Consider the following 26,814-nt stretch of genomic DNA (forward strand, 5'->3'; position numbering starts at 1 on the left):
GGGCCGGGACCACGGGACAAGGGCTAGGGAGGACCAGGGACGTGAGCGAGGACAGGCGGCGGTGGCCGCTCTCCCCGGGACAACTGGGGATCTGGTACGGCCAGCGGTTGAACCCCGACAACGTGTTCGTCATGTCAGAGTACCTGGAGATCCACGGTGCGGTGGACGTGGCGCTGTTCGAGGAGGCCTTGCGCCGCACCGTGCTGGAGGCCGAGACCGTCCAGGTCCGGTTCGCCGAGGACGCCGACGGCGTGTGGCAGTTCCTCGCACCCGACCCGCACCTGCACTTCTTCGACCACACCGACCGCGCCGACCCCGTGGGCGACGCGGTGGCGTGGATGGACGACGACCTGTACCGGCCGATGGACCTGGAAAAGGGACCGCTGTCGGTGGACGCGCTGTTCAAGGTCGAGGACGAGCGGTACCTGTACTACCAGCGCAACCACCACGTGATCGCCGACGGGGTGAGCGGGCGCATCTTCACCGACCGCCTGGCCACGGTGTACTCGGCTCTGGTGGCGGGACAGGAGCCGCCGCCCGGCGCGTTCGCCACCCTCCAGCAGTACCTGGACGACGACGCCGCGTACCGCGCCTCGGACGCCTACCGCCGCGACCAGGAGCACTGGCGGACCCGCCTCGCCGACCGGCCCGCGCCCGTCGGCCTCACCTCCGGCACCGCGCCCGCCAGCGCCCGACCCGCCCGCGCCACCGCGCACGTCGACCCCGCGTTGATGGACCGGATGAAGGAGCTCACCCGGGCCAACGCGTCCACCTGGCCGATGGCGCTGACCGCTGCCACCGCCGTCTACCTGCACCTGGTCACCGGCGCGCGCACCACGCCCGTGGGCTTCCCGGTCATGGCCCGCAAGAGCAAGCTGCTGCGCGACACGCCGGGCATGGTCAGCAACATCCTCGCGCTGTTCGTGGACCTCGACCCGGCGGCGACGTTCGTCGACGTGCTGCGCCGCACCACCGTCGAGGCCAGGAACACGCTCAAGCACCAGCGGTACCGGCAGGAGGACGTGCTGCGCGACCTGGGCCTGGTGCGCGGCGCGGGCCAGCTGGCGAACGTCGTGGTCAACATCATGCCGTTCGACTACAACGTCACGTTCGGCGGACACCAGGTCACCGCGCACAACCTGTCCAACGGCGTGATCGACGACGTGGAGATCACCGCCTACGACCGGTCCGACGGCAACCCCGTGCGGATCGACCTGGACGGCAACGAGTTCCTGTACGCCGAGGACGAGGTGGCCGGGCACCTGGACCGGCTGCTGCGGCTGCTCGGCCGGCTGCTCGCCGACCCGGACGCGCCGCTGGCGTCGTTCGACCTGCTCGACGCCGCCGAACGCGACCAGGCGCTGGACGGCTGGAACCGCACCGACGCCCCGTTGGACGACGCGGACGGCGTGGTGCGGCGGGTCCAGGCGCACGCCCGCCGCACCCCGGACGCGGTGGCGGTGGTGGACGACGAGGGGCCGACCACCTACGCCGAGCTGGCCGGGCGCGCCGGTGCGCTGACCCGCAGGCTGTGGGACGCGGGGGTCGAACGTGGTGACGTCGTCGCGCTGCCCACCTCTCCGGGCCGCGACTTCGTGGTCTCCGTGCTGGCGGTGCTCGGCGCGGGTGCGGCCTACGTGCCGGTGGACTCCGACGCGCCGATCGCCCGTGGCCGCGCGCTCGTCGCCGACAGCGGCGCGCGGCTCGTGCTCGCCTCGCCGGCCGTCGCCTCCTTCGCCGCCGACCTGGGTGTCGAGCCGGTGCTCGTCACCGACGAGATCGCCGACGAGTGGCCCGAGCCCGTCGGCGCGGGCGACGACCTGGCGTACGTGCTGTTCACGTCCGGGTCGACCGGCAAGCCCAAGGGCGCCATGGTCACCCACCGCGGCATGGTGAACCACCTGCTCGCCAAGGTCGAGGACTGCGCGCTGTCCGAAGTGGACACCGTGGTGCAGAACGCGCCGCTGACGTTCGACATCTCCATCTGGCAGATGCTCGCCCCGCTCGTGGCGGGCGGCACGGCGCGGGTCGTCACCCGGGAGCTCGCCGCCGACCCGCGCGGCCTGTTCGACCGGACCGACGCCGAGCGCGTGGCCGTGCTGGAGGTCGTGCCGTCGCTGCTGCGCGCCGCGCTGGACCTGTGGGACGCCGACGGCGGCCGGCCCGGGTTGGCCTCGTTGCGCCTGCTCGTCGCCACGGGCGAGGCGCTGCCCGCCGAGTTGTGCGCCCGCTGGCTCGACGCGTTCCCCGACATCCCGCTGATGAACGCCTACGGCCCCACCGAGTGCGCCGACGACGTCACGCACGCGTTCATCACCTCGCACGCCGACGTGTCCGACGGCGTGCCGATCGGCAGCGCGCTGCGCAACACCCGCCTGTACGTGCTGGACGACCGGCTGCGTCCGGTGCCCGTGGGCACGCCCGGCGAGCTGTACGTCGGCGGCGAGGGCGTCGGCCGGGGCTACCTCGGCGACCCGGGCCGCACGGGCGTGGTGTTCGTGCCCGACCCGTTCACGCCGCGTCCCGGCCGCCGCATGTACCGCACCGGCGACTACGTGGTGCGCCGCCCCGACGGGTCGCTGGTGTTCCTGGAGCGCCGCGACCACCAGGTGAAGGTCCGCGGCCACCGCATCGAGCTGGGCGAGGTCGAGGCCGTGCTGGCCGAGCACGACGGCGTCGGCGCGCTCGCCGTCGTCGTGCGCGAGGACCGGCCCGGCGACAAGCGGCTCGTCGCGTACGTGACGCCTGCCGACGTCGACACCACCGCGCTGCGGGCTACCGCCGAGTCCCGGCTGCCGGGGTACATGGTGCCGTCGGCGTTCGTCGCGCTGGACGCGTTGCCGTTGACGCCCAACGGGAAGCTCGACCGGCACGCGCTGCCCGCGCCCGACTCCGGCGCCGCCGGCCGCGCGCCCCGCACGCCGCTGGAAGAACTGCTGGTCGCCGTGTTCGCCGAGGTGCTCGGCGTCGAGCGGGTGGGCGTGGACGAGGGGTTCTTCGACCTCGGCGGGCACTCGCTGCTCGCCACCCGGTTGATCAGCAAGGTGCGGGCCGCGCTCGGCGTGGAGCTGTCCTTGCGCTCGGTGTTCGACCACCCGACCCCGGCCGGGCTCGCGCTCGTCGTGGACGGGGCCGCCGTCGCCCGCTCCCGTCCGGCCGCACGGCCGCGCCCGGACCTCGTGCCGCTGTCGTCCGCCCAGCGCCGGCTCTGGTTCCTGCACGGCCTGGACGAGACCGGTGGGACCTACAACGTGCCGCTGCCGCTGCGCCTGACCGGACCGCTCGACCGCGCCGCGCTGGAGGCCGCCCTCGGCGACGTCGTCGCCCGCCACGAGCCGCTGCGCACCCGTTACCCCGAGGTCGGCGGCGAACCCGTCCAGCACGTGCTCGACGCGGCCGACGCCCTGCGCCTGCTGCCCGACCACGTGGAGACGGTGGCCGTCGCGGACCCGGCGGCGGAGATGACCACCGCCACACGCCACCGCTTCGACCTCGCGCACGGCCTGCCGTGGCGGTTGTGGCTGTTCGAGACCGGCGCCGAGGAGCACATCCTGCTGCTGGTCGTGCACCACATCGCCGCCGACGGCTGGTCGCTGGCCCCGCTGCTGCGCGACCTGGGCACGGCCTACCGCGCCCGGCACGCGGGCGTCGCCCCGGAGTTCGCGCCGTTGCCGTTGCAGTACGCGGATTACGCGCTGTGGCAACGGGACGCGCTCGGCGCCGAGGACGACCCTGACGGCGTGCTCGCCCGCCAGGTCCGGTTCTGGCGCGACCGGCTCACCGGCCTGCCCGAGGTGCTGGAGCTGCCCGCCGACCGACCGCGCCCGGACGTGCCGTCGCACCGGGGCGCACGCGTGCCGCTGACCGTGGACGGCGAGCTGTACGGACGGCTGGCCGACATCGCGCGGGAGACGCGCACCAGCGTGTTCATGGTGCTGCACGCGGCTGTGGCGGCGTTGTTGACGCGGTTGGGGGCGGGGACGGACATCCCGTTGGGCACGGCGGTGGCGGGGCGTTCCGACGAGGTGTTGGACGACTTGGTCGGGTTCTTCGTCAACACGGTGGTGTTGCGCACGGACACGTCCGGCGATCCGACGTTCAAGGAGTTGCTGGAGCGGGTGCGGCAGACCGACCTGGCCGCGTTGGCGCACCAGGACGTGCCGTTCGAACGGCTGGTGGAGGTGCTGAACCCGCGCCGGTCGTTGGCGCGGCACCCGCTGTTCCAGGTGATGCTGGTCCTCCAGAACACCCCCGACCCGGACGTCGAGCTGCCCGGCCTGGACGTCGCCGTGGCCGACCTGCGCACGGCCGTGGCCAAGTTCGACCTGTGGTTCGACCTGTACGAGGCCCGCGACGACAGCGGCGCCGTGACCGGTGTGGCCGGCGCCCTGGAGTACGCACTCGACCTGTTCGACGAGGCCACCGCGCGGCACCTCGTGACCCGCCTCGGCACGCTCCTCCAGGCCGTCGCCGCCGATCCCACCGCGTCCCTGGCCCGCCTCGACCTGCTCACCGCCGACGAACGGCACGCCGAACTCGTCACCTGGAACGACACCGCCCGCCGCGTCGACGTGACGTCCCTGGCCGCGCGGTTCGAGGCGCAGGCCGCCGCCACGCCCGACGCGCCCGCCGTGGTGTCCGACGAGGGCACCCTCACCTATGCGCAGCTCGACGCCGAGGCCGACCGGTGGGCGCACCGGCTCGCCGCCGCGGGCGTCGACGCCGAAACGCCGGTCGCGCTGCTGGTGGACCGGTCGCCGGCGCTCGTGGCCGTGATCCTCGCGGTGCTCAAGGCGGGCGGTTACTACGTGCCGCTGCACGAGTCGTACCCGGTGGAGCGCCTGGACCTCGTGCTCGCCGACCTCGACGCGACCGTCCTGGTCACCGACCGGCCTGTGCTGCCCGAAGGGCTGACCGCGCCCGTGCACGTCGTGCGCACCGACGAGCAGCCGCCGGCCGCGGGTCCGCTGAACCGGCGCACGCACCCCGACCAGCTCGCGTACGCCATGCACACGTCCGGCTCCACGGGTGTGCCCAAGGGCGTCGCCGTCACGCACGCGAACGTCGTGGAACTCGCCACCGACCGGCTGTTCACCACCCCCGCGCACGCCCGCGTGCTGCTGCACTCGTCGCACGCCTTCGACGCCGCCACCTACGAGCTGTGGGCCCCGCTGCTGTCCGGCGGCACGGTCGTCGTCGCGCCGCCCGGCGTGCTGGACATCGTCACGCTCGGCCGGGTCGTCGCCGACCACCGCGTCACCGCCCTGTGGCTGACCGCCGGCCTGTTCCGGCTGGTCGCGGAGGAAGCGCCGACGTGCCTGGCGGGCGTGCGGGAGGTGTGGACCGGCGGTGACGTCGTGCCCGCTTCCGCGGTGGCCCGCGTCCGCGCGCACTGCCCGGAGCTGACCGTGGTCGACGGCTACGGCCCCACCGAGACCACGACGTTCGCCACGCGCTTCGCCCTGCGGCCCGGCGAACCCGACCCGGAGGCCATGCCCATCGGTCTGCCGATGGACAACACGCGCGTGCACGTCCTCGACGCCGACCTCGGGCTCACGCCGCCCGGCGCGGTGGGTGAGCTGTACGTGGCGGGCACCGGGCTCGCGCGCGGCTACCTCAGGCGGGCCGGTCTGACCGCCGAGCGGTTCGTGGCCGACCCGTACGGGCCGCCCGGCGACCGCATGTACCGCACCGGCGACCTGGTGCGGCGACTGCCGGACGGACGGCTGGCGTTCCACGGGCGGGCCGACGACCAGGTGAAGCTGCGGGGCTTCCGCATCGAGCCGGGCGAGGTCGAGGCCGTGCTGGCACGGCGTCCGGACGTGGCGCACGCCGTCGTCGCCGTGCGTGCCGACCACCGCGGTGAACGTCGCCTCGTCGCGTACGTGGTGCCTGCCGAAGGCGCGATCGTGGACCAGGCGGCGTTGCGCGCCCATGTCGGCGACGTGCTGCCCGCGTACATGGTGCCGTCGGTGGTGGTGGAGCTGGACTCGTTGCCGCTCAACGCCAACGGCAAGGTCGACCGGCACGCCCTGCCCGTGCCGGCCACCGCCGCCACGTCCCCGTCCCGCGCGGCGCACGGCGCGGAGGAGGTGCTGTGCGCGCTGTTCGCCGACGTGCTCGGTGTACCCGAGGTGGGTGTGGACGACGGGTTCTTCGACCTCGGCGGCCACTCGCTGCTCGCCATGCGGCTGATCAGCCGGGTCCGCGCGGTGCTGGGCGTGGAGGCGCCGATCCGCGCGGTGTTCGAGCACCCGACGCCCGCCGGGCTGGCCAGAGCCCTGCACGACGCCGCGCCGGCACGTGCCCGCGTGACGCCGCGTCCCCGGCCCGACGTGGTGCCGTTGTCCGCCGCCCAGCAACGCCTGTGGTTCCTCGACCGGCTGGACGATGCGGGCGGCATGTACTCCGTGCCGCTGGCCGTGCGGCTGACCGGCGCGTTGGACGACCCGGCGCTGCTCGCGGCCGTGGCCGACGTGGTGGTCCGGCACGAGGTGCTGCGGACCGTGTTCCCCGAGGTCGACGGCGCGCCGCGGCAGGCGGTGCTGGACCCGGCGGCGGCGACCGCGCTGCTCAGCGCCGCGACCAGGCGGGTCGACACCACCGAGGACGAGCTGACCGCCGAGCTGGCCGACGCCGTGCGGCACAAGTTCGCCCTGGCCGACGACCTGCCGGTGGCCGTCCGGTTGTACCGGCTCGCCGCCGACCACCACGTGCTGCTCCTGCTGCTGCACCACGTGGCCGCCGACGGCTGGTCCCTCGCGCCGCTGCTGCGCGACCTCGGCGTCGCCTACCGCGCCCGGCACGCGGGCGTCGCGCCGGAGTTCACGCCGCTGCCCGTGCAGTACGCGGACTACACGTTGTGGCAGCACGACGTGCTCGGCTCCGACGACGACGAGCGCAGCCCGCTGCGCGCGCAGCTCGACCACTGGCGCGCCCGGCTGGCCGACCTGCCCGACACGGTGGACCTGCCGACGGACCGGCCCCGTCCCGACCGGCCGGAGCACGAGGGCGGCTCCGTGCCGCTGCGCTTGGACGCCGACGTGCACGCCCGCGTGGTCCGACTGGCCGCCGCGCACGGCGCCAGCCCGTTCATGGTGCTGCACGCCGCGCTGGCCGCGTTGCTGACGCGGTTGGGCGCGGGCGTCGACATCACGGTCGGCACGCCCGTGGCCGGTCGGCGTGACGAGGCGCTCGACGACCTGGTCGGGTTCTTCGTCAACACGCTCGTGCTGCGGGTGGACACGTCGGGCGAGCCCTCGTTCGCCGACCTGGTCGAACGGGTCCGCGACGTCGACCTGGCCGCGTTCGCCAACCAGGACGTGCCGTTCGACCGGCTCGTCGAACAGCTGGCCCCGCGACGATCGCTGGCCAGGCACCCGCTGTTCCAGGTGCTGCTGGTGCTGCAGAACAACGCCGACCCGGACCTCGACCTGCCGGGCGTCACGCCCGAGGTGGTGGACCTGCCCGCCGGTCCGGCCAAGTTCGACCTGTCGTTCACGCTGGCCGAGCGGCACTCCGACGGCGAGCCCGCGGGCCTGCGCGGAGACCTGGAGCACAGCCGGGACCTGTTCGACGAGGACACCGCGATCCGGGTGGCGGGCTGGTTCGCCCGCGTCCTGGACCAGGCCACGGCCGAGCCGTCGCGGCGCGTCGGCGAGCTGGACCTCCTCGCGCCCGGCGAGGCCGACCACCTGGTCCGGGGCGCGGCCGGACCCGTAGGACCGGTGCCCGACCAGACCGTGCTCGCCGCGTTCGAGCGGCTCACCGCCGACGGCGACCAGCGGGCCCTGGTGGCGGGCGGCGTCCGCCTCACCGCGGCCGAGGTGGAACGGCGGGCCAACCGGCTCGCGCACTCGCTGCTGCGCCGCGGCGTGGCGGTCGGCGACGTGGTGGCGGTGGTGCTGCCCCGCTCGGTCGACACGGTCGTGGCACTGCTCGCCGTGCTCAAGGCGGGCGCCGTCTACCTGCCGCTCGACCCGGACCACCCGGAGGAGCGGCGGCGCGCCACCCTCGCCGACGCCCGCCCGACCCTGGTCGTCGAGGGCTCGGTCGCCGACCACACCGCGCCGGACGCCCCGGACACGGCGCCCACCGACGCCGACCGGACCCGGCCGCTGACGGCACGTGACGCCGCGTACGTCATCTACACCTCCGGTTCCACCGGCCGGCCCAAGGGTGTCGTGGTCGAGCACGGCTCGCTGGCGAACCTCCTGCGCCACCACGAAGAGCACGTCTTCGCCCCGGTCGCGCGCCGCCTCGGCCGTGACCGGTTGCGGGCCGCGCTGACCGCGCCCGTGGCGTTCGACGCGTCGTGGGACCCGGTGCTGTGGATGCTCGCCGGCCACGAGCTGCACGTCATCGGCGACGACGCCCGCCGCGACCCGGACGCCCTCGTCGCCCACCTCCGCCGGGAGCGGATCGACGTCGTCGAGACCACACCGTCCTATGTGGACCACCTCGTCGCGCACGGCCTGCTGGACGGCGAGGAGCGGTTCCCGTCGGTCGTGCTGCTCGGTGGCGAGGCGGTGCCCGCGCACCTGTGGGAGACGCTGCGCGGCACGCCCGGACTGGTGGCGCTCAACCTCTACGGGCCCACTGAGTCCACAGTGGACTCGATGGTCGCCGACCTGGCCGACCACCCGGCTCCGGTCATCGGCACGCCGGTGCTCAACAGCCGGGGGCACGTCCTCGACGCGTGGCTGCGGCCCGTGCCGGTGGGCGTGCCCGGCGAGCTGTACCTGTCCGGGCCGAACGTCGCCCGCGGCTACCTCGACCGACCCGCGCTCACCGCGCACCGGTTCGTCGCCGACCCGTTCACCGGCGGCGGCGCCCGCATGTACCGCACCGGCGACCTCGCCCGCCGACTGCCCGACGGGCACGTGGAGTTCCTCGGCCGCGTCGACAGCCAGGTCAAGGTGCGCGGCTTCCGGGTCGAGCCCGGCGAGGTGGAAGCCGCGCTGCGCCGCCACGACGGCGTCGACACGTGCGCCGTGCTGCTGCGCCCCGACCACGGCGGCACGCCCCGGCTCGTCGCCTACGTCACCGCGAAACCGGGAGAGCGGCTCGACACGGCGGCCCTGAGGTCCGCGCTGCGCGCCGAACTGCCCGACTACATGGTGCCGGCCGCGGTGGTGGTGCTGGACGACCTCCCGTTGAGCCGCAACGGCAAGCTCGACCACGCCGAGCTGCCCGCGCCCGCCGCGCCCGAGCCGACACCGCGGTCCCACGGCACGCGCACCGCACGTGAAGAGGCGCTGTGCGCGGTGTTCGCCGACGTGCTCGGCCTGCCCGACGTGGGCGTGGACGACAGCTTCTTCGACCTCGGAGGCGACAGCATCGGCTCCATCCAGCTCGTCAGCCGCGCCCGCCGGGCGGGCCTGGTGTTCACCCCGCGTGACGTGTTCGAGCGCAAGACCGCGGCCGAACTCGCCCTCGTGGCCGTCGAACCCGCCGACGCGCGCCTCGTGGCCGACCCGACCGGCAGCGGCCCCGCCGTGCTCACGCCGGTCGTGCGCTGGTTCCTCGCCAGCGGCGGCACGCTCGACGGCTTCAACCAGGCCCAGCTCGTCGCGGTGCCGGCGGAACTGGGCCCCGACCGGTTGTTGGGCGCGCTCGACGCGCTGCTGGACCACCACGACGCCCTGCGCGCCCGCCTCGACCGCGACGCGGAGGGGGAGTGGGTCTACGAGATCGCCGAGCGCGGCTCGGTGCGCGCGGCCGACGTCACCCGCCGCGTGGACGTCACCGGACTGGACGACACCGCGCGTGCCGAGGCCGTCCGCGCCGAGGCCGACACCGCGTGGCGGCGCCTCGACCCGGCACGCGGCCGGCTGGTCCAGGCGGTGTGGTTCGACGCGGGCCCCGCGCACCCCGGCGACCTGCTGCTGGTCGTGCACCACCTCGCGGTGGACGGCGTGTCGTGGCGGATCCTGCTGCCAGACCTCGCCCAGGCGTGGCACGCCCTCGCGGCCGGCCGCGAGCCCGCGCTGGAACCGGTGTGGACGTCGTGGCGGCGCTGGTCGCACCTGCTGCACGACGCCGCGCACGACCCGGGCCGCGCCGACCAGCTCCCGTACTGGACCGCCGTGCTCGACGGTCCGGACCCGCTGCTCGGCGCACGACCCCTCGACCCGGCGCGCGACACCATCGGCGCCGCGCGCACGAGCGAAATCGCCCTCACGGTCGAGGAAACCGCGCCCTTGCTCACCGAGGTGCCCGCGGTGTTCCACGCGGGCGTGGACGACGTGCTGCTGACCGCGCTCGCGCTGGCCGTCGGCCGGTGGCGGGAACGCCGCGGCCGCGGCGCGGAGACCTCCGTGCTGCTCCAGGTCGAGGGCCACGGCCGCGAGGACGTCGTGCCGGACGCGGAGCTGTCCCGCACGGTCGGCTGGTTCACCAGCGTGCACCCGGTGCGGTTGGACCCCGGCCGGGTCGGCTGGCCCGAGCTGCTCGCCGGCGGACCCGCCGCAGGCACGGCGCTGAAGCGGGTCAAGGAGCAGCTGCGCGAGCTGCCGGAGAAGGGCGTCGGCTACGGCCTGCTGCGCCACCTCAACGCCGACACGGCGGGCAAGCTCGCGGGCCTGGGCGCGCCGCAGATCGCGTTCAACTACCTGGGCCGCGTCGACACCGCCGCACCCGGCGGCGACCGGCTGTGGTTGCCCGCGCCCGGTTTCACCGCCCCGGTCGGGCACGACGACCTGCCGTTCGTGCACGCGATCGAGGTCACGGCCGTCACCGAGGACACACCGGACGGCCCGCGCCTGGCCGCCACCCTCGCCTGGCCCGCCGACCTGCTCGCCGACGCCGAGGCCGCCGATCTCGGCACGACGTGGCGGCAGGCGCTGCGCGGGCTGGTCGAGCACGTCCGGGGCACGGCGGCGGGCGGGCTCACCCCCTCCGACGTCGACCTCGTCCCGCTCAGCCAGGACGAGCTGGACCTGCTGGAAGACGACGAAGACGACGAGAGCGAGGACTTGGACCGATGAGCAAGAAGTCCGCAGTCGAGGACGTCCTGCCGCTGTCGTCGTTGCAGGAGGGATTCCTCTTCCACGCCCTGTACGACCGCGACGGCCTGGACGTCTACACCGTGCAGATGGCCACCGAGCTGACCGGCGCGGTGGACGTGGCCGCGCTGCGCGCCGCCGCCGACGCGTTGCTGCGCCGGCACGCGAACCTGCGCGTCGGGTTCCGGCACAAGGGCCTCGACCGGCCCGTGCAGGTGGTGCGCCGCGAGGTGCGCGCGCCGTGGCGCGAGGTCGACCTGACCGGAAGCGCCGACCCCGAGACCGAGTACGCGGCGCTGGTCGACTCCGAACGCGCCCGCCGCTTCGACATGGCCCGCGCGCCGCTGCTGCGGTTCGCGCTGGTCGTGCTGCCCGGTCAGGTGCACCGGCTGCTGCTGACCATGCACCACATCCTGATGGACGGCTGGTCCACGCCGGTGTTCCTGGACGAGCTGTTCACCCTCTACGAGCACGCGGGCGACGACTCGGCGATGCCCCGCGTCACCCCGTACCGCGACTACCTGGGCTGGCTCAGGCGCCAGGACGTGGACGGCGCGCTGTCCGCCTACGACGAGGTGCTGGCGGGCCTCGACGGGCCGACGCTCGTCGGGTCGGCCGCGGCCAACGCCTCCGTGGTGCCCGACGGCGTGCTGGTCGAGCTGGACGACGAGCTGACCGACGCCCTCACCCGCACCTCCCGCGCCCACGGCTGGACGATGAACACCCTCGCCCAGGGCGCGTGGGGCGTCGTGCTCGGCCGCTACCTCGGCCGCCGCGACGTGGTGTTCGGCGGCACGGTCTCCGGCCGGCCCGCCGAGCTGCCGGGCGTGGAGACGATGCTCGGCCTGTTCATCAACACGCTGCCGGTGCGCGTGTCGTGGACCGCCGGCCAGTCGCTGGGCGACCTGCTGACCGCCGTGCAGGACCGGCAGGCCGGGCTGATCGCGCACCAGCACGTGGGCCTGGCCGACGTGCAGCGCCGCACCGGCCACGGCGAGCTGTTCGACACCACGATGGTGTTCGAGAACTACCCGGTCGACGTCGACACCGCGCCGGTGCTGGGCGGCGGCGTGCGGATCACCGACTTCCAGGCCCGCGACGCCACGCACTACCCGATCAGCCTCGTCGGCCTGCCCGGCGAGCGGCTGGCGTTCCGGCTGGACTACCGGCCCGACGTGCTCGGCCGGGCGACCGTGGCGCGGATGGGCGAGTGGCTGAGGCTGGTGCTGCGCGCCATCGCCGCCGACCCCGACCGGCCGGTGAACGCCGTCGACCTGCTCGACGCGGACGAGCGGGACCGCGTCCTGGTCGACTGGAACGACACCGACCACGCCGTGGAGCCGCTGCACCTGACCGCCCTGCTCGACCGGCAGGCCGCCGCCACGCCGGACGCGACCGCCGTCGTGCACGGGCTCGACGTCCGCACCTACGCCGAGCTGCACGCCGACGCCAACCGCCTCGCCCGCCTGCTGGTCGAGCACGGCGCCGGGCCGGAAACGCTGGTGGCGGTGGCGCTCCCGCGCGGCACGCGCCTGGTGACGACGCTGCTCGCGGTGCTCAAGACCGGCGCGGGCTATTTGCCGCTCGACCCGGACCAGCCCACCGAACGGCTCGCCGACATGATCGGCGAGACCCGGCCCGTGCGGCTGGTCACCGACGCGGTCCTGGCACCCCGCCTCGCCGCGCTCGACGTGCCGACATCGGTCCTGGACGAACCGGACCACGCCACCCGGTCCGCCGCACCGCTGACCGACGCCGACCGACGCGCGCCGCTGCGGCTGGAGCACGCCGCGTACGTCATCTACACGTCCGGCTCCACCGGCCGGCCCAAGGGCACGCTGGTCGAGCACCGCGCCGCCGTGAACTACCTCCAGTGGTCGGTCGACGCCTACCCGTCGGTGCGGTCCGGCGCGTTCCTGCACTCGCCCGTCACGTTCGACCTCACCGTCACCGGCCTGTACGCGCCGCTGATCTCCGGCGGCGCCGTGCACCTGGGCGACCTGGCCGACGGGGGCATCGACCCGGGGAGCCCCACCGCGGCCGGTTTCGCATACCTCAAGGGCACGCCCAGCCACCTGTCCGTGCTCGACGTGCTGCCGGACAGCTACTCGCCGACCGCCGAGCTCGTCCTGGGCGGGGAGCCGCTGCCCGGCGCGCAGCTCGACGTGTGGCGCAAGCGGCACCCCGGCGCCCGCGTCGTCAACGAGTACGGCCCCACCGAGACCACGGTCGGCTGCACGTCGCTGGTGATCGAGCCGGACGACGAGATCCCGGCCGAGGTGCTGTCGCTCGGCCGTCCACTGTGGAACACGCAGGCCTACGTGCTGGACGACGCGCTGCGCCCGGTGCCGCCCGGCGTGGTCGGCGAGCTGTACATCGCGGGCGAGAACCTGGCCCGCGGCTACGTCGCCCGGCCCGGTCTCACGTCCGGCCGGTTCGTCGCCAACCCGTACGGCCAGGCCGGCTCGCGCATGTACCGCACCGGCGACCTGGCCCGGTGGGGCGAGCACGGCGACCTGCTGTTCGCCGGCCGGGCCGACGACCAGGTGAAGATCCGCGGCTACCGGGTCGAGCTGGGCGAGATCGAGTCCGTGCTGTCCCGGCACCCCTCGACCGGGCCGGTCGGCGTGGTCGTGCGCGAGGACCAGCCCGGCGACCAGCGGCTCGTCGCCTACATCGTGCCCGCCGAGGGCCACGACTTCGACCCCGTCGCGCTGCACGCGCACCTGGCCGCCGCCGTGCCGGACTACATGGTGCCGTCGGCGTTCGTGCGGCTCGACGCGTTGCCGCTGACCACCAACGGCAAGCTGGACCGCCGCGGCCTGCCCGCGCCGGACGTGGTCGGCGGCACGGCGACGACCGGCCGCGCCCCGCGCAACTTCACCGAGGAAGTGCTGGTCGGCGTGTTCGCCACGGTCCTCAACCTGCCGTCGGTCGGCGTGGAGGACAGCTTCTTCGACCTCGGCGGCCACTCCCTGCTCGCCACCCGCCTGGTCAGCCGCGTGCGGTCGGTGCTGGACGTCGAGCTGTCCATCCGCTCGGTGTTCGAAGCGCCCACGCCCGCCGCGCTGGCCGCTCTCGCCGAACGCGCCAGGGGCACCCGCCACGACGTGGAGGTGATGCCGCGCCCGGACGTGCTGCCCCTGTCGCACGCCCAGCGGCGCCTGTGGTTCCTCGACCGCCTGGAGGAGGCGGCGGGCATGTACAACGTGCCGCTGCCGCTGCGCCTGACCGGGCGGCTGGACCGGGACGCGCTCACGGCGGCGTTCCGCGACGTCGTGGCCCGGCACGAGTCGTTGCGCACCACGTTCCCGGAAGTCGACGGCGAACCGCGCCAGCTCGTGCTCGACGCGCCGGTCCTGCCGGTGGCGCACGTCGAGGTGGACGAGGACGACCTGCCCGCCGCCATCGCCGAGGCGTTGGGCCACCGGTTCGACCTGGCCGCCGAGCTCCCGTGCCGGGTGTGGCTGTTCGAGCTCGCGCCCGACGAGCACGTGGTGCTGTTCCTGGTGCACCACATCGCGGGTGACGGCTGGTCGTTGACGCCGCTGCTGCGCGACCTGGGCACGGCCTACCGCGCCCGGCTCGCCGGCGAGGCCCCGGACCTGCCGCCGTTGCCGTTGCAGTACGCGGACTACACGCTGTGGCAGCGGCGCGTGCTCGGGTCCGACGAGGAGGAGGGCAGCGCGCTCGCCGCGCAGGTCGAGTTCTGGCGCACGCGGTTGGCCGGCCTGCCCGAGGTGCTGGAGCTGCCGACGGACCGGCCGCGTCCGGCGGTGGCGTCCTACCGGGGCGGGCGGGTGCCGTTGCGGCTGGACGCCGACACGCACACCAGGCTCGTGGCGCTGGCGCGGCAGACCCGCACGACGGTGTTCATGGTGCTCCAGGCCGCTGTGGCGGCGTTGTTGACGCGGTTGGGGGCGGGGACGGACATCCCGTTGGGCACGGCGGTGGCGGGGCGTTCCGACGAGGTGTTGGACGACTTGGTCGGGTTCTTCGTCAACACGGTGGTGTTGCGCACGGACACGTCCGGCGATCCGACGTTCAAGGAGTTGCTGGAGCGGGTGCGGCAGACCGACCTGGCCGCGTTGGCGCACCAGGACGTGCCGTTCGAACGGCTGGTGGAGGTGCTGAACCCGCGCCGGTCGTTGGCGCGGCACCCGCTGTTCCAGGTGATGCTCGTGCTGCAGAACACGCCCGAGGCCGACCTGGAGCTGCCGGACCTCGCCATCGACCTCGAAGAGGTGCCGGGCGGCGCGGCCAAGTTCGACCTGCTGCTCGACCTGCGCGAGACCCACGACCACACCGGCCGGCCGGTCGGCGTGGAAGGCGACCTCGAACACGCCCTCGACCTGTTCGACGCGTCGACGGCCCGGGTGCTCGCGCGGCGGCTGGTGCGGCTGCTGGAGACCGTCGTCGCCGACCCGGCGATCCGGCTCGGCGACGTGGACGTCCTCGACCCCGCCGAACGCGAACGCGTGCTGCACACGTGGAACGACACCGCGCGGCCCGTGCCCGAGGTGTTCGTGGAGCAGCTCATCGCGCGGCAGGCCGGCCGCACGCCGGACGCGTTCGCCGTCGTCGGGCCCGACCGCGTGCTCACGTACGCCGAGCTGGACGCCCGCGCCGACCGGCTCGCCGCCCTGCTCGCGGAACGCGGCGTGCGGCCGGAGACGGTGGTCGCGGTCTCGTTGCCCCGCACGTCCGAGGCCGTGGTCGCGCTGCTCGCGGTGCTGAGGGCGGGCGGCGCGTACGTGCCGCTGGACCCCGGCCACCCGGCCGAGCGGGTGGCGTTCGTGCTGGACGACACGCGACCGGTGTGCGTGGTGGCCGACCGCACCACGGCGTCCCGCCTCACCGCCGCCGCCGACCGGCTCGTCCTGCTCGACGACCCGGCCGTCGCCGAACGCCTCACCTGGCCCGTCGCGCCACCGATCCCGGCCGTGCACGGCGGGTCGCTCGCCTACGTCATCCACACCTCCGGCTCCACCGGCCGGCCCAAGGGCGTGGCCGTGACGCGGCGCGGCATGGCGAACCTCGTCGGCTGGGCCGCCGACCACTTCACGGCCGACGAGCTGTCCTCGGTGCTGCTGTCCACCTCGCTGAACTTCGACGTGTCCGTCTTCGAGCTGTTCACCCCGCTCACGGTGGGCGGTCGGGTGGAGGTCGTGGAGAACCTGACCACCCTCGTGGAGCGCGGCGGCTGGACGGGCGGTCTGGTCAGCGGCGTGCCCTCGGTGTTCGCCCAGGTCCTCGCGGCCGGTGTGGAGCTGCGCGCACGGGCCGTCGTGCTGGCCGGCGAAGGCCTGCCCGCGAGCGTCTACAACGACGTGCGCGCCGCTCTCCCGGCCGCCCGGATCGACAACATCTACGGTCCCACCGAGGCCACCGTGTACACCCTCCAGTGGGGCTCCACGGCGCCCGACCCGCTCGACGGTCCCGCGCCCACCGGTCGTCCGCTGTGGAACACCCGCGCCTACGTCCTTGACGCGGCCATGCGGCCCGTGCCGCCAGGCACGCCAGGTGAGCTGTACCTGGCGGGCGACAGCCTGGCCCGGGGTTACGTCGGGCGCGCCGCGCTGACCGCCGAGCGGTTCGTGGCCGACCCGTTCGGCCGCGGCGGGCGGCTCTACCGCACCGGCGACCTCGTGCGCTGGGGCGTGGACGGGCAACTGGAGTACCTCGGCCGCTCCGACGACCAGGTGAAGCTGCGCGGCTTCCGGATCGAGCTCGGCGAGGTCGAGTCCGCGCTCGCCCGGCACGCCGACGTGGACCGCGCCGCCGTCGTGGTCCGCGAGGACCGGCCGGGGGACAAGCGGCTCGTCGGGTACGTCGTGCCCGGCCGCCCCGTCGACCCGGCCGCCGTGCTCGACACCGTGCGCGCGACCCTGCCCGCGTACATGGTGCCCGCCGCGCTCGTCGTGCTCGACGCGTTCCCCTTGAACGCCAACGGCAAGCTCGACCGCCGAGCCCTGCCCGCGCCGGACGCCGCCGTGATCGGCGACGCCGCGCCGCGCACCCCCGCCGAAGAGGTGCTGTGCGCGGTGTTCGCGGACGTGCTCGGCTTGGAGCGGGTCGGCGTGGACGACGGGTTCTTCGACCTCGGCGGCCACTCGTTGCTCGCCACGCGCCTGATCAGCCAGGTGCGTGCGGCGATGGGCGTGGAACTGCCGCTGCGCGCGGTGTTCGAAGCGCCGACGCCCGCGCTGCTGGCCGCCCGCGCCACCGCCGCCGGCGCCGCCCGGAAGGGAGTGACCCGCGCCGAACGGCCCGACGTGGTGCCGCTGTCGTTCGCCCAGCGCCGCTTGTGGTTCCTCGACCGGCTGGAGGACGCCAACGGGATGTACAACATCCCGATCGCGCTGCGCCTGTCCGGCGACCTGGACGTGACCGCGCTGCGCGCCGCGCTCGGCGACGTGCTGGCCCGCCACGAGTCGCTGCGCACCGTCTTCCCCGACACCGACGGCGCGCCGCGCCAGCTCGTGGTGCCCGCCGCCGAGGCCGACGAGGCGCTGACCCGGGCGTTCAGCGTGCGCACCACGGACGCGTCCGTGCTGCGGGAACGCCTGGACGAGGCGGCGGCGTGCACGTTCGACCTGTCCCGCGAGCTGCCGCTCAAGGCGTGGCTGTTCGAGCTGTCGCCCTCGGAGCACGTGCTGCTGGTGGTGCTGCACCACATCGCGGGCGACGGCTGGTCGTTCACGCCGCTGACCCGCGACCTCGGGCACGCCTACCGCGCCCGCCTCGCCGGACGCGCCCCGGAGCTGCCGGAACTGCCGGTCCAGTACGCGGACTACGCGTTGTGGCAGGCCGACGTGCTGGGCGCGGACGGCGACCCCGGCTCGGCGGGCACGGCGCAGCTGGAGTTCTGGCGGCGGCAGCTCGACGGCATCCCCGACGCCCTGGAGCTGCCGACCGACCGGCGGCGGCCGGCCGTCGCCTCCCACCGCGGCGGCCTCGTGCGGTGGCACGTGGACGCCGACCTGCACGCCGACCTGCTGACCCTGGCCCGCCGGACCGGCACCAGCCTGTTCATGGTGCTCCAGGCGGCGATCTCGGCGCTGCTGACCCGGCTGGGCGCCGGTGAGGACGTGGTCCTCGGCACGGCCGTCGCGGGCCGCACGGACGCCGCGCTGGAAGACCTGGTCGGCTTCTTCGTCAACACGCTCGTGCTGCGGACCGACACGTCCGGCGACCCCGCGTTCGAGGAGCTGCTCGGCCGCGTCCGGCAGACCGACCTGGCCGCGTTCGCGCACCAGGACCTGCCGTTCGACCGGCTCGTGGACGCGCTCAACCCCGAGCGGTCCGTCGCGCGGCACCCGTTGTTCCAGGTGATGCTCGTGCTCCAGAACGCGCCCGAACCGGACCTGGAGCTGCCCGGCCTGAGCCTGGACCTGGTGGACCTCGGCGAGGGCCCGGCGAAGTTCGACCTGTCGTTCGACCTGGGCGAGACCCACCGCGACGGCGCGCCGGCGGGTCTGGAGGGCACCATCCAGTTCGCCGCCGACCTGTTCGACCGCGCCACCGCCGAAGCCCTCGGCGCACGCCTGACGCGCGTGCTGCGGACCGTCGCCGCCGACGCCGCCACCCCGGTGAGCGCCCTGCCGGTCCTGGGCGAGGGCGAACGCGGCATCGTGCTGGACGTGTGGGGTCGCAACCCCTCCCACCGGGCGCGCGGCACGGTCGTCGGCCGCTTCCGCGCGCAGGTCGCGAAGGCCCCGGACGCCGTGGCCCTGGTCGACGGCGACCGCGAGCTGACCTACGCCGAGGTGGACGCCCGCGCCCGCGCGCTCGCCCACCACCTGGTCGGGATCGGCGTGCGCGCCGAGGCCCGGGTGGCCGTGCTCGCCCGACGCACCGCCGAGCGGGTTGTCGCCACCCTCGCCACGCTCTACGCGGGCGGCGCCTACGTGCCGCTGCACGACGGCAACCCCGTCGAGCGGCACAACCTGATCCTCGCCGACACCTCCGCCGCGGTCCTGCTCACCGACCGCGCCGACCTGCCCGCGGGACTGACCGCTCCGGCGCAGGTCGTGGACTTCACGGCCGAGCCGCCCCCCGCGCCCGACACCGGGCTGCCGGCGCCGCACCCGGACCAGTTGGCGTACGTGATCCACACGTCCGGCTCCACGGGCGTGCCGAAGGGCGCGGCCGTCACCCACGCCAACGTGGTGGAGCTGGCCACCGACTCGATCTTCACCACGGGTGCGCACCACCGCGTCCTCGTCCACTCCTCCTACGCGTTCGACGCGAGCACGTACGAGATGTGGGTGCCGCTGCTCAACGGCGGCACGGCCGTCGTGGACTCGCCGGACGACGTGGACATCGCGGGTCTCGCCGCCGCGATCCACCGGCACGGCGTGACCGCCCTGTGGCTGACCGCCGGCCTGTTCCGGGTGGTCGCGCAGGAGGCTCCCGAGACGTTGGCGGGCCTGCGCGAGGTGTGGGCCGGCGGTGACGTGGTGTCCGAGCACGCCGTGGCCGCCGTGCGCCGGGCCTGCCCGGACCTGGTGCTGGTCAACGGTTACGGCCCCACCGAGACGACCACGTTCGCCGCACGCCACGCGGTGCTGCCCGGCGACGTGGCCGCGAGCCCGCTGCCGATCGGCGCCCCGATGGCGGGCACCGCGCTGCGCGTCCTGGACGGCCGCCTCCAGCCGGTGCCGCCGGGCGTGACGGGCGAGCTGTACGTGGCCGGGGGCAAGCTGGCCCGCGGCTACCTCGCCCGACCGGGGCTCACCGCCGAGCGGTTCCCGCCCGACCCGCACGGCGCGCCCGGCGACCGCATGTACCGCACGGGCGACCTGGCCCGGTGGTCCCGCGACGGCAGGCTGGAGTTCGTCGGCCGCACCGACGGCCAGGTCAAGCTGCGCGGCTTCCGGATCGAGCCGGGCGAGGTCGAGGCCGCGCTGACCGGCCGGGCGGGCGTCAGGGGCGCGGCGGTCGTGCTCCGCGAGGACCGGCCCGGTGAACGCCGGCTCGTCGCGTACCTCGTCGGCGACGACGTGGACGTGACCGAGGCGCGGGCCGTCGCGGTCGCCGCCCTGCCGGACTACTCGGTGCCGTCGGCGTTCGTGGTGCTGCCGGAGCTGCCGCTGACCGTCAACGGCAAGGTCGACCGCCGCGCGCTGCCCGCGCCGCAACGGGAAGCGGCGCCGGTGACCGTGCCGCGCACGGCCGTGGAAGAGGCCCTGGCCGGCGTCTTCGCGGACGTGCTCGGCGTGGAGCGGGTCGGCGTGGACGACGGGTTCTTCGACCTGGGCGGCGACAGCATCATGTCGATCCAGCTGGTCAGCCGCGCCCGCACGGCAGGTTGGGTGTTCACCCCGCGCGACGTGTTCGAGCTGAAGACCGTCCGACGCCTCGCCGAGGTCGCCGTGCCGCCGGTGGAGCAGGACGAGGTGGCCGACGGCGTCGGCGGGGTGCCGCTGATGCCGATCGTGGAGTGGCTGCGCGCCGGCGGCGGACCGGTCGACGGGTTCAACCAGTCGCACGTGGTCGCCACACCCGCCGGGATCACCACCGAGCACCTGGTGGACGCCCTGGCCGTCGTGCTCGACCACCACGACGCGCTGCGCACCCGGCTGCGCCGCGACGACGACGGCTGGGCGCTGGAAGTCCTGCCGCACGGTGCGGTGCGGGCCGAGGAGCACGTCGCGCGCGTCGACGTCGCCGGACTCGCCGACGGCGAACTGGCGGCGGTGGTCGCCGAGCACACCGAGACCGCCCGCCGCGCCCTGCGGCCCGACGACGCGGTGATGCTGCGCCTGGTGTGGTTCGACGCCGGACCCGACGCGCCCGGCCGGCTGCTCCTGCTGGCGCACCACCTGGTCGTGGACGGCGTGTCGTGGCGGATCCTGCTGCCCGACCTCGCCTCCGCCGCGACCGCAGCCCGCCTGGGCGTCACGCCCGAGCTGCCACCGGTGCGGACGTCGTGGCGGCGCTGGGCCACCCGCCTCGCCGAGGCGGCGACGCAACCGCGGTGGGCCGAGCAGCTGCCGCACTGGCTCGCCACCGCCGACACCGCGCAGCCCGCGATCGGCTCCCGTCCACTGGACCCGCGCCGCGACACCCTCGCCACGGCGCGGACCGCGGTGGTCGAGGTCGACCCGGACGTCACCACGGCCTTGTTGACGACCGCGCCCGCCGCGTTCCGCGTCAGCGTGGACGACGTGCTGCTCACCGGCTTCGGCCTGGCCGTGCGCGAATGGCTGGCCCGACGCGGCGAACGGCTGCCCGACGCGCTGCTGGTGGACCGCGAGGGCCACGGCAGGCACGAGGACGCCGTCGCACCGGGCCTGGACCTGTCCCGCACGGTCGGCTGGTTCACCAACCTCTACCCGGTGCGGGTGGACGTGCCGCCGCTGCGGTGGGACGACGTGCTCTCGGCAGGCGAACCCGTGGGCACGGCGCTCAAGCAGGTCAAGGAAGGGCTGCGCGCGGTGCCCGACCACGGCCTCGGCCACGGCCTGCTGCGCCACCTCAACCCGGACACCGCGAGCAAGCTCGCCGCCTGCCCGCCGCCGCAGATCGGGTTCAACTACCTGGGCCGCACGAGGGTCGGCGCGACCGGACGCGACTGGACACCGCTGACCGACGCGGGCGGCGCGGTGGGCGACGACGGGCTGCCGTTCGCCCACGTGCTGGAGGTCAACGCCTTCACCGAGGACGGCGCGGGCGGACCGCGTCTCGTCGCCGCCCTGTCGTGGCCCGCCGCCCTGCTCGACGAACCGGACGTGGCCGCGCTCGGCAGCCTGTGGCGCGACGCCCTGGCCGCGCTCGCCGCACACGCGCGCGACCCGCGCGCCGGCGGCCTCACGCCTTCCGACGTGGCGCTGGTCCCCCTGTCGCAGAAGAACATCGACCACTTGGAGGCCATGATGAGGAAGGCAGGCCGATCATGAGCGCCGCACCGCGCATCGAGGACATCCTCCCGCTGGCCCCGTTGCAGCAGGGCCTGCTGTTCCACGCCCTGCACGACACCGACGGCCTCGACTTCTACACCGTCCAGGTGGCCGTCGACCTCTACGGCGAACTCGGCGTGGACGCGTTGCGCGACGCCGTGGAGGCGTTGGTGCGGCGGCACGCCGGGCTGCGGTCGGTGTTCGTCCACGAAGGGCTCGACCAGCCCGTGCAGGTCGTGCTCGACCACGTCGACGTGCCGTGGGAGGTGGTGGACTGCTCGGCGCTGTCCGTCGCGGAGGCGGAGGCCCGGTTCCAGGAGCGCTACGACGCCGAACGCCTGCGCCGCTTCGCGCTGCACGAGGACGTGCCGCTGCGGTGCGTGCTGTTCCGGATGCCGTTCAAGGACTTCCGGCTCGCCGTCACCGTGCACCACATCGTGGTCGACGGCTGGTCGCTGCCCGTGCTGCTGGACGAGCTGTTCGAGCTGTACGACCGGCACGGCGACGAGAAGGGCATGGCGCCCGTCGCGCCCTACCGCGACTACCTGGCGTGGCTCGACGCGCGCGACAACGAGGTGTCCCGCAAGGCGTGGGACGCGGTGCTGCACGGCGTCACCGAGCCGACGCTGGTCGGCGGGGCCGGTCGGCCGGGGGAGCAGGCGCCGCCCGCGCGGCTGAAGGCGAAGCTGGGCCGGGAGCTGACGGGGCGGCTCGGTGAGCGGGCCCGTGAGCGCGGCTGGACGGTCAACACCGTCGTGCAGGCCGCGTGGGGCCTCACGCTCGGCGTGCACACCGGCCGCACCGACGTGGTGTTCGGCGGCACGGTGTCCGGCCGCCCGCCCGAGCTGCCGGGCGTGGAGCGCATGATCGGCCTGTTCATCAACACGGTGCCGGTGCGGGTCACCTGGTCGCCCGACGACACCGCCGCGGACCTGCTCGACGCGCTGCAGTCGCAGCAGACCGGACTGCTGGAGCACCAGCACGTCAACCTGGCCGACCTCCAGGGCCGGGTCGGGCGCGGACCGCTGTTCGACACGACCCTGGTGTTCGAGAACTACCCGGCGGGCGACGACGACAACACCGAGCTGGCCGGCGGCGCGTTCCTGATCGACGTGGAGGCCCGCGACGCCACGCACTACCCGGTGACGCTGATCGGCGTGCCGGGGGAGGACCTGGCGTTCCGGCTGGACCACCGGCCCGACCTGGTGGACGCGGCCACCGCCCGCCGCCTGGCGGACTGGCTGCTGCGCATCGTGGCCGACCTGGTCGAGCACCCGGACCGGCCGTTGAGCGCGGTCACGCCGCTGGACGACGCCGACCGCCACCGCGTGCTGCACGAGTGGAACTCCACCGCGACGCCCGTCGAGGACGCCACGCTCACCGACCTGCTGGACCGGCAGGCCGCCTCCTCACCGCACGCCACGGCGGTCGTCGACCACGACCGGGTGCTCGACTACGCCGAGCTGCACACGACCGCCGACCACCTGGCCCGCCGGCTCGTCGCCGCGGGCGCCGGGCCGGACGCGCTGGTGGCCGTGTCGCTGCCGCGCTCGGCCGACCTCGTGGTGGCGCTGCTCGCCGTGCTGAAGTCCGGCGCGGCCTACCTGCCGCTGGACACCGACCTGCCGTCCCGGCGGCGCGCCGTGCTGCTGGACGAGGCCCGGCCGGTGTGCGTGGTGACCGACGACCCGGCGGCGTTCCCCGGCCTGCCGGTGCTCCCGGTGCACGGCGCGGAGGTGCCGGACGTGGCGGTGAGCCGCGCGCGGCCGGATGACCTGGCGTACGTCATCCACACCTCCGGCTCCACCGGCACGCCCAAGGGCGTCGGCGTGCCGCACCGGGGCATCGTGAACCGCCTGCGGTGGATGCAGGACCGCTACGGCCTCGACGCCGACGACCGGGTGCTGCTCAAGACCCCGTGCACGTTCGACGTGTCGGTGTGGGAGTTCTTCTGGCCGCTGATCACCGGCGCCGCGATCGCGGTCGCCAAGCCGGACGGCCACCGCGACCCCGCGTACCTCGCGCGGGCGATCAACGAGCACGGGGTGACGACCGTCCACTTCGTACCGTCCATGTTGGACTCCTTCCTGGTGGAGCCCGTGCCCTGCCCGACCTTGCGCCGGGTGGTGTGCAGCGGCGAAGCGCTCCTGCCGGCGACCAGGGACCGCTTCCTGGGTGCGTACTCCGCCGAACTGCACAACCTCTACGGCCCCACCGAGGCGTCCGTCGACGTCACGTCGTGGCAGTGCGACGCCGACGACCCGCGCGTGCCCATCGGCAAGCCGGTGTGGAACACCCGCGCGTACGTGCTGGACGCCCGTCTCGCGCCCGTGCCGCCCGGCGCGCCGGGTGAGCTGTACCTGGCGGGCGTGCAGCTGGCCCGCGGCTACCTCGGCCGCCCCGGCGTGACCGCGACGCGGTTCGTCGCCGACCCGTACGGCCCGCCCGGCTCGCGCCTGTACCGCACCGGCGACGTGGCGCGGTGGGACGACGACGGCGCGCTCGTGTACCTGGGCCGTGCCGACGACCAGGTGAAGCTCCGGGGCGTCCGGGTGGAGCTGGGCGAGGTCGAGGCCGCCGTGGCGCGGTGCGCGGGCGTGGCGCACGCGGCCGTCGCGGTGCGCGAGGACGTGCCCGGCGACCAGCGGCTGGCCGCGTACTACGTGCCCGAGCCCGGCGCTTCGCCGGACCCGGACGTGGTACGCGACCACGTGGCCGCCGACCTGCCCGCGCACCTGGTGCCGGGCACGTTCACCGCGCTGGACGCGTTGCCGCTCAACGCCAACGGCAAGCTGGACCGCCGCGCCCTGCCCGCGCCGAGGGCCGTCGCGACCGCCGGACGCGCGCCGAACAACCTGACCGAGGACCTGCTGTGCCGCATGTTCGCCGAGGTGCTGCGGGTGGACGGGTTCGACCCGGATCGCGGGTTCTTCGCCGCGGGCGGCCACTCGCTGCTGGCCGTGACGCTGGCCGACCGGGTGCGGTCGCGCTTCGCCGCCGACGTGACCGTGCGGACGCTGTTCGAGGCGCCCAGCCCGGCCGAGCTCGCCCGCCGCCTCGACGGCGATCCGGCCGCGACCGGCGTGGACGCGCTCGGCCCGGTGCTGCCGCTGCGGACGGGCGGTGACGCGCCGCCGCTGTTCTGCCTGCACCCGGCCTCCGGGCTGAGCTGGTGCTACACCGGGCTGCTCGGCGCGCTCGACCCGGACGTGCCGCTCTACGGCCTCCAAGCCGACCTCGGCGCGACCGACCCCGGCACGGTCGGCGACCAGGCGGCCCGCTTCGCGGACCACATCCGCGCGGTCGCGCCGCACGGCCCGTACCGCCTGCTGGGCTGGTCCATGGGCGGGCACCTGGCGCACGAGGTCGCCGTCCGCCTCCAGGAGGCCGGCCAGACCGTCGACCTGCTCGCCGTCCTCGACTCCTACCCCCGCGCCGACGCGACACCGCTGAGCACCGAAGAGGTGTTCGCCGACGCGTTCGCCGGCACCGGCCTGAGCCCCGAGGACCTCGCCACACCCGAGGGCCACGCCCGCGCGGTCGCCGTGGTGCGCACCGAGCTCGGCGGCTACGAGCAGACCACCGACGACCTGGCCCGCGCCGTCCTCACCACGTACCTGGCCAACGGCCGAGCCCTGTCCGCCCACGCGCCGCGCCGCTTCGACGGCGACCTGCTGCTCTTCCGCGCCACCGACGCCGCCGACCACCCGGAACGCGACCCGGGCCGGTGGACGCCGCACATCACCGGCGCCATCCGCGTGCACGACGTGCCCGCACCCCACGAAGAGATGACTCGTCGAGACGTCCTCGACGAGGTCGCCAGGGCGGTCGACGCCGCCGTGGCGACGCCGCGACCCGAAGGAGACCCGCGATGAGCACCAACCCGTTCGAGGACGAGAACGGCACCTACTTCGTGCTGGTCAACGACGAGAACCAGCACTCCCTCTGGCCGCACTTCATCCCCGTGCCCGACGGCTGGCGCGTGGTGTTCGGCGAGGCGTCCCGCCAGGACTGCCTGGACCACGTCGAGGCGAACTGGACAGACATGCGCCCCAAGAGCCTCGTCGACGCCATGGGCGCCTGAGCAGACCCGTCCACGACAAAGGAGGTGCGCATGGCGGCCACGACCACCGCCGACCGCTGGCTGCGCACGCGCACGCCCCGGCCGTCGGCCGCGGCGACCCTCGTGTGCCTGCCGCACGCGGGCGGGTCGGCGAGCTACTACCGCGACTGGGGCGTGCGGCTGCCCGCGTCGGTCGAGGTGCGCGTCGTGCAGTACCCCGGGCGGGAGGAACGCCTCGTCGACGAGCCGGTCGACGACATGGCGGCGATGGCCGACGTCCTCGCCGACGTCCTCGCGCCGCTGTCCGACCGGCCGGTCGTGCTGTTCGGGCACAGCATGGGCGCGGCGATCGGGTACGAGGTGACCCGGCGGTGCGAGGAGCGCGGCCACCCGCCGGCCCTGCTCGTGGCCTCCGGGTTCACCGCGCCGCACCGCCGCGCGCCCGGCGACCTGCACACCCGCGACGACGACGCGCTCGTCGCCGAGATCACCCGCGTGTCCGGCGCCGACGCCGCCGCGCTGGAGAGCCCCGACCTGCGCGAACTGCTGCTGCCGATGATCCGCGCCGACTACCGGCTCATCGAGCGGTACGCGCCTGACGCGCCGCCGCCCGTGGCCACGCCGCTCGTGGTCTACCGCGGCGACGCCGACCCGGACGTCGACGCGGACGGCGGTGAGGCGTGGCGTGACCTCGCCACGTCCGGCGAGCTGCGCGAGCACCGCGCGTTCGACGGCGGCCACTTCTACTTCCGGCACGACCCGACCGCCCTGCTCGGGGCGATCTCCGCGCACCTCGGGCGGGTCCGCCCGGTGACGACTCACTGAGGGTGAGGGAAATGTT

General features: G+C 74.8%; 5 protein-coding genes. All 5 read left to right on the forward strand.

What is annotated here, in order from left to right; translation table 11 throughout:
* The first annotated feature begins 41 nt into the window (after window positions 1-41).
* The 5 genes from AB0H12_RS25400 to AB0H12_RS25420 are packed head-to-tail and all read left to right on the forward strand — an operon-like array spanning window position 42 to window position 26,798.
* Complete coding sequence (locus tag AB0H12_RS25400) at window positions 42-10,988, forward strand: amino acid adenylation domain-containing protein (RefSeq protein WP_499625873.1); 10,947 nt, start codon at window positions 42-44, stop codon at window positions 10,986-10,988.
* A complete protein-coding gene (locus tag AB0H12_RS25405; RefSeq protein ID WP_499625875.1) occupies window positions 10,985-21,910 on the forward strand; it encodes a non-ribosomal peptide synthetase in 10,926 nt (3,641 codons plus the stop codon). The genes AB0H12_RS25400 and AB0H12_RS25405 overlap by 4 nt, the downstream gene beginning before the upstream one ends.
* Window positions 21,907-25,785: an amino acid adenylation domain-containing protein gene (locus AB0H12_RS25410; protein ID WP_499625877.1), complete on the forward strand. Its 3,879-nt coding sequence runs from the start codon at window positions 21,907-21,909 to the stop codon at window positions 25,783-25,785. The genes AB0H12_RS25405 and AB0H12_RS25410 overlap by 4 nt, the downstream gene beginning before the upstream one ends.
* Window positions 25,782-25,994: an MbtH family protein gene (locus AB0H12_RS25415; protein ID WP_498783558.1), complete on the forward strand. Its 213-nt coding sequence runs from the start codon at window positions 25,782-25,784 to the stop codon at window positions 25,992-25,994. The genes AB0H12_RS25410 and AB0H12_RS25415 overlap by 4 nt, the downstream gene beginning before the upstream one ends.
* Window positions 25,995-26,024: 30 nt before the next feature.
* Window positions 26,025-26,798, forward strand: coding sequence for a thioesterase II family protein (locus AB0H12_RS25420; RefSeq protein WP_499625879.1), 774 nt, complete (start codon window positions 26,025-26,027; stop codon window positions 26,796-26,798).
* Window positions 26,799-26,814: the final 16 nt, after the last annotated feature.

Origin of the sequence: Actinosynnema sp. NPDC023794, assembly GCF_040639675.1 — a bacterium.
In the GTDB taxonomy this organism is placed as follows: Bacteria; Actinomycetota; Actinomycetes; order Mycobacteriales; family Pseudonocardiaceae; genus Actinosynnema; species Actinosynnema luteola.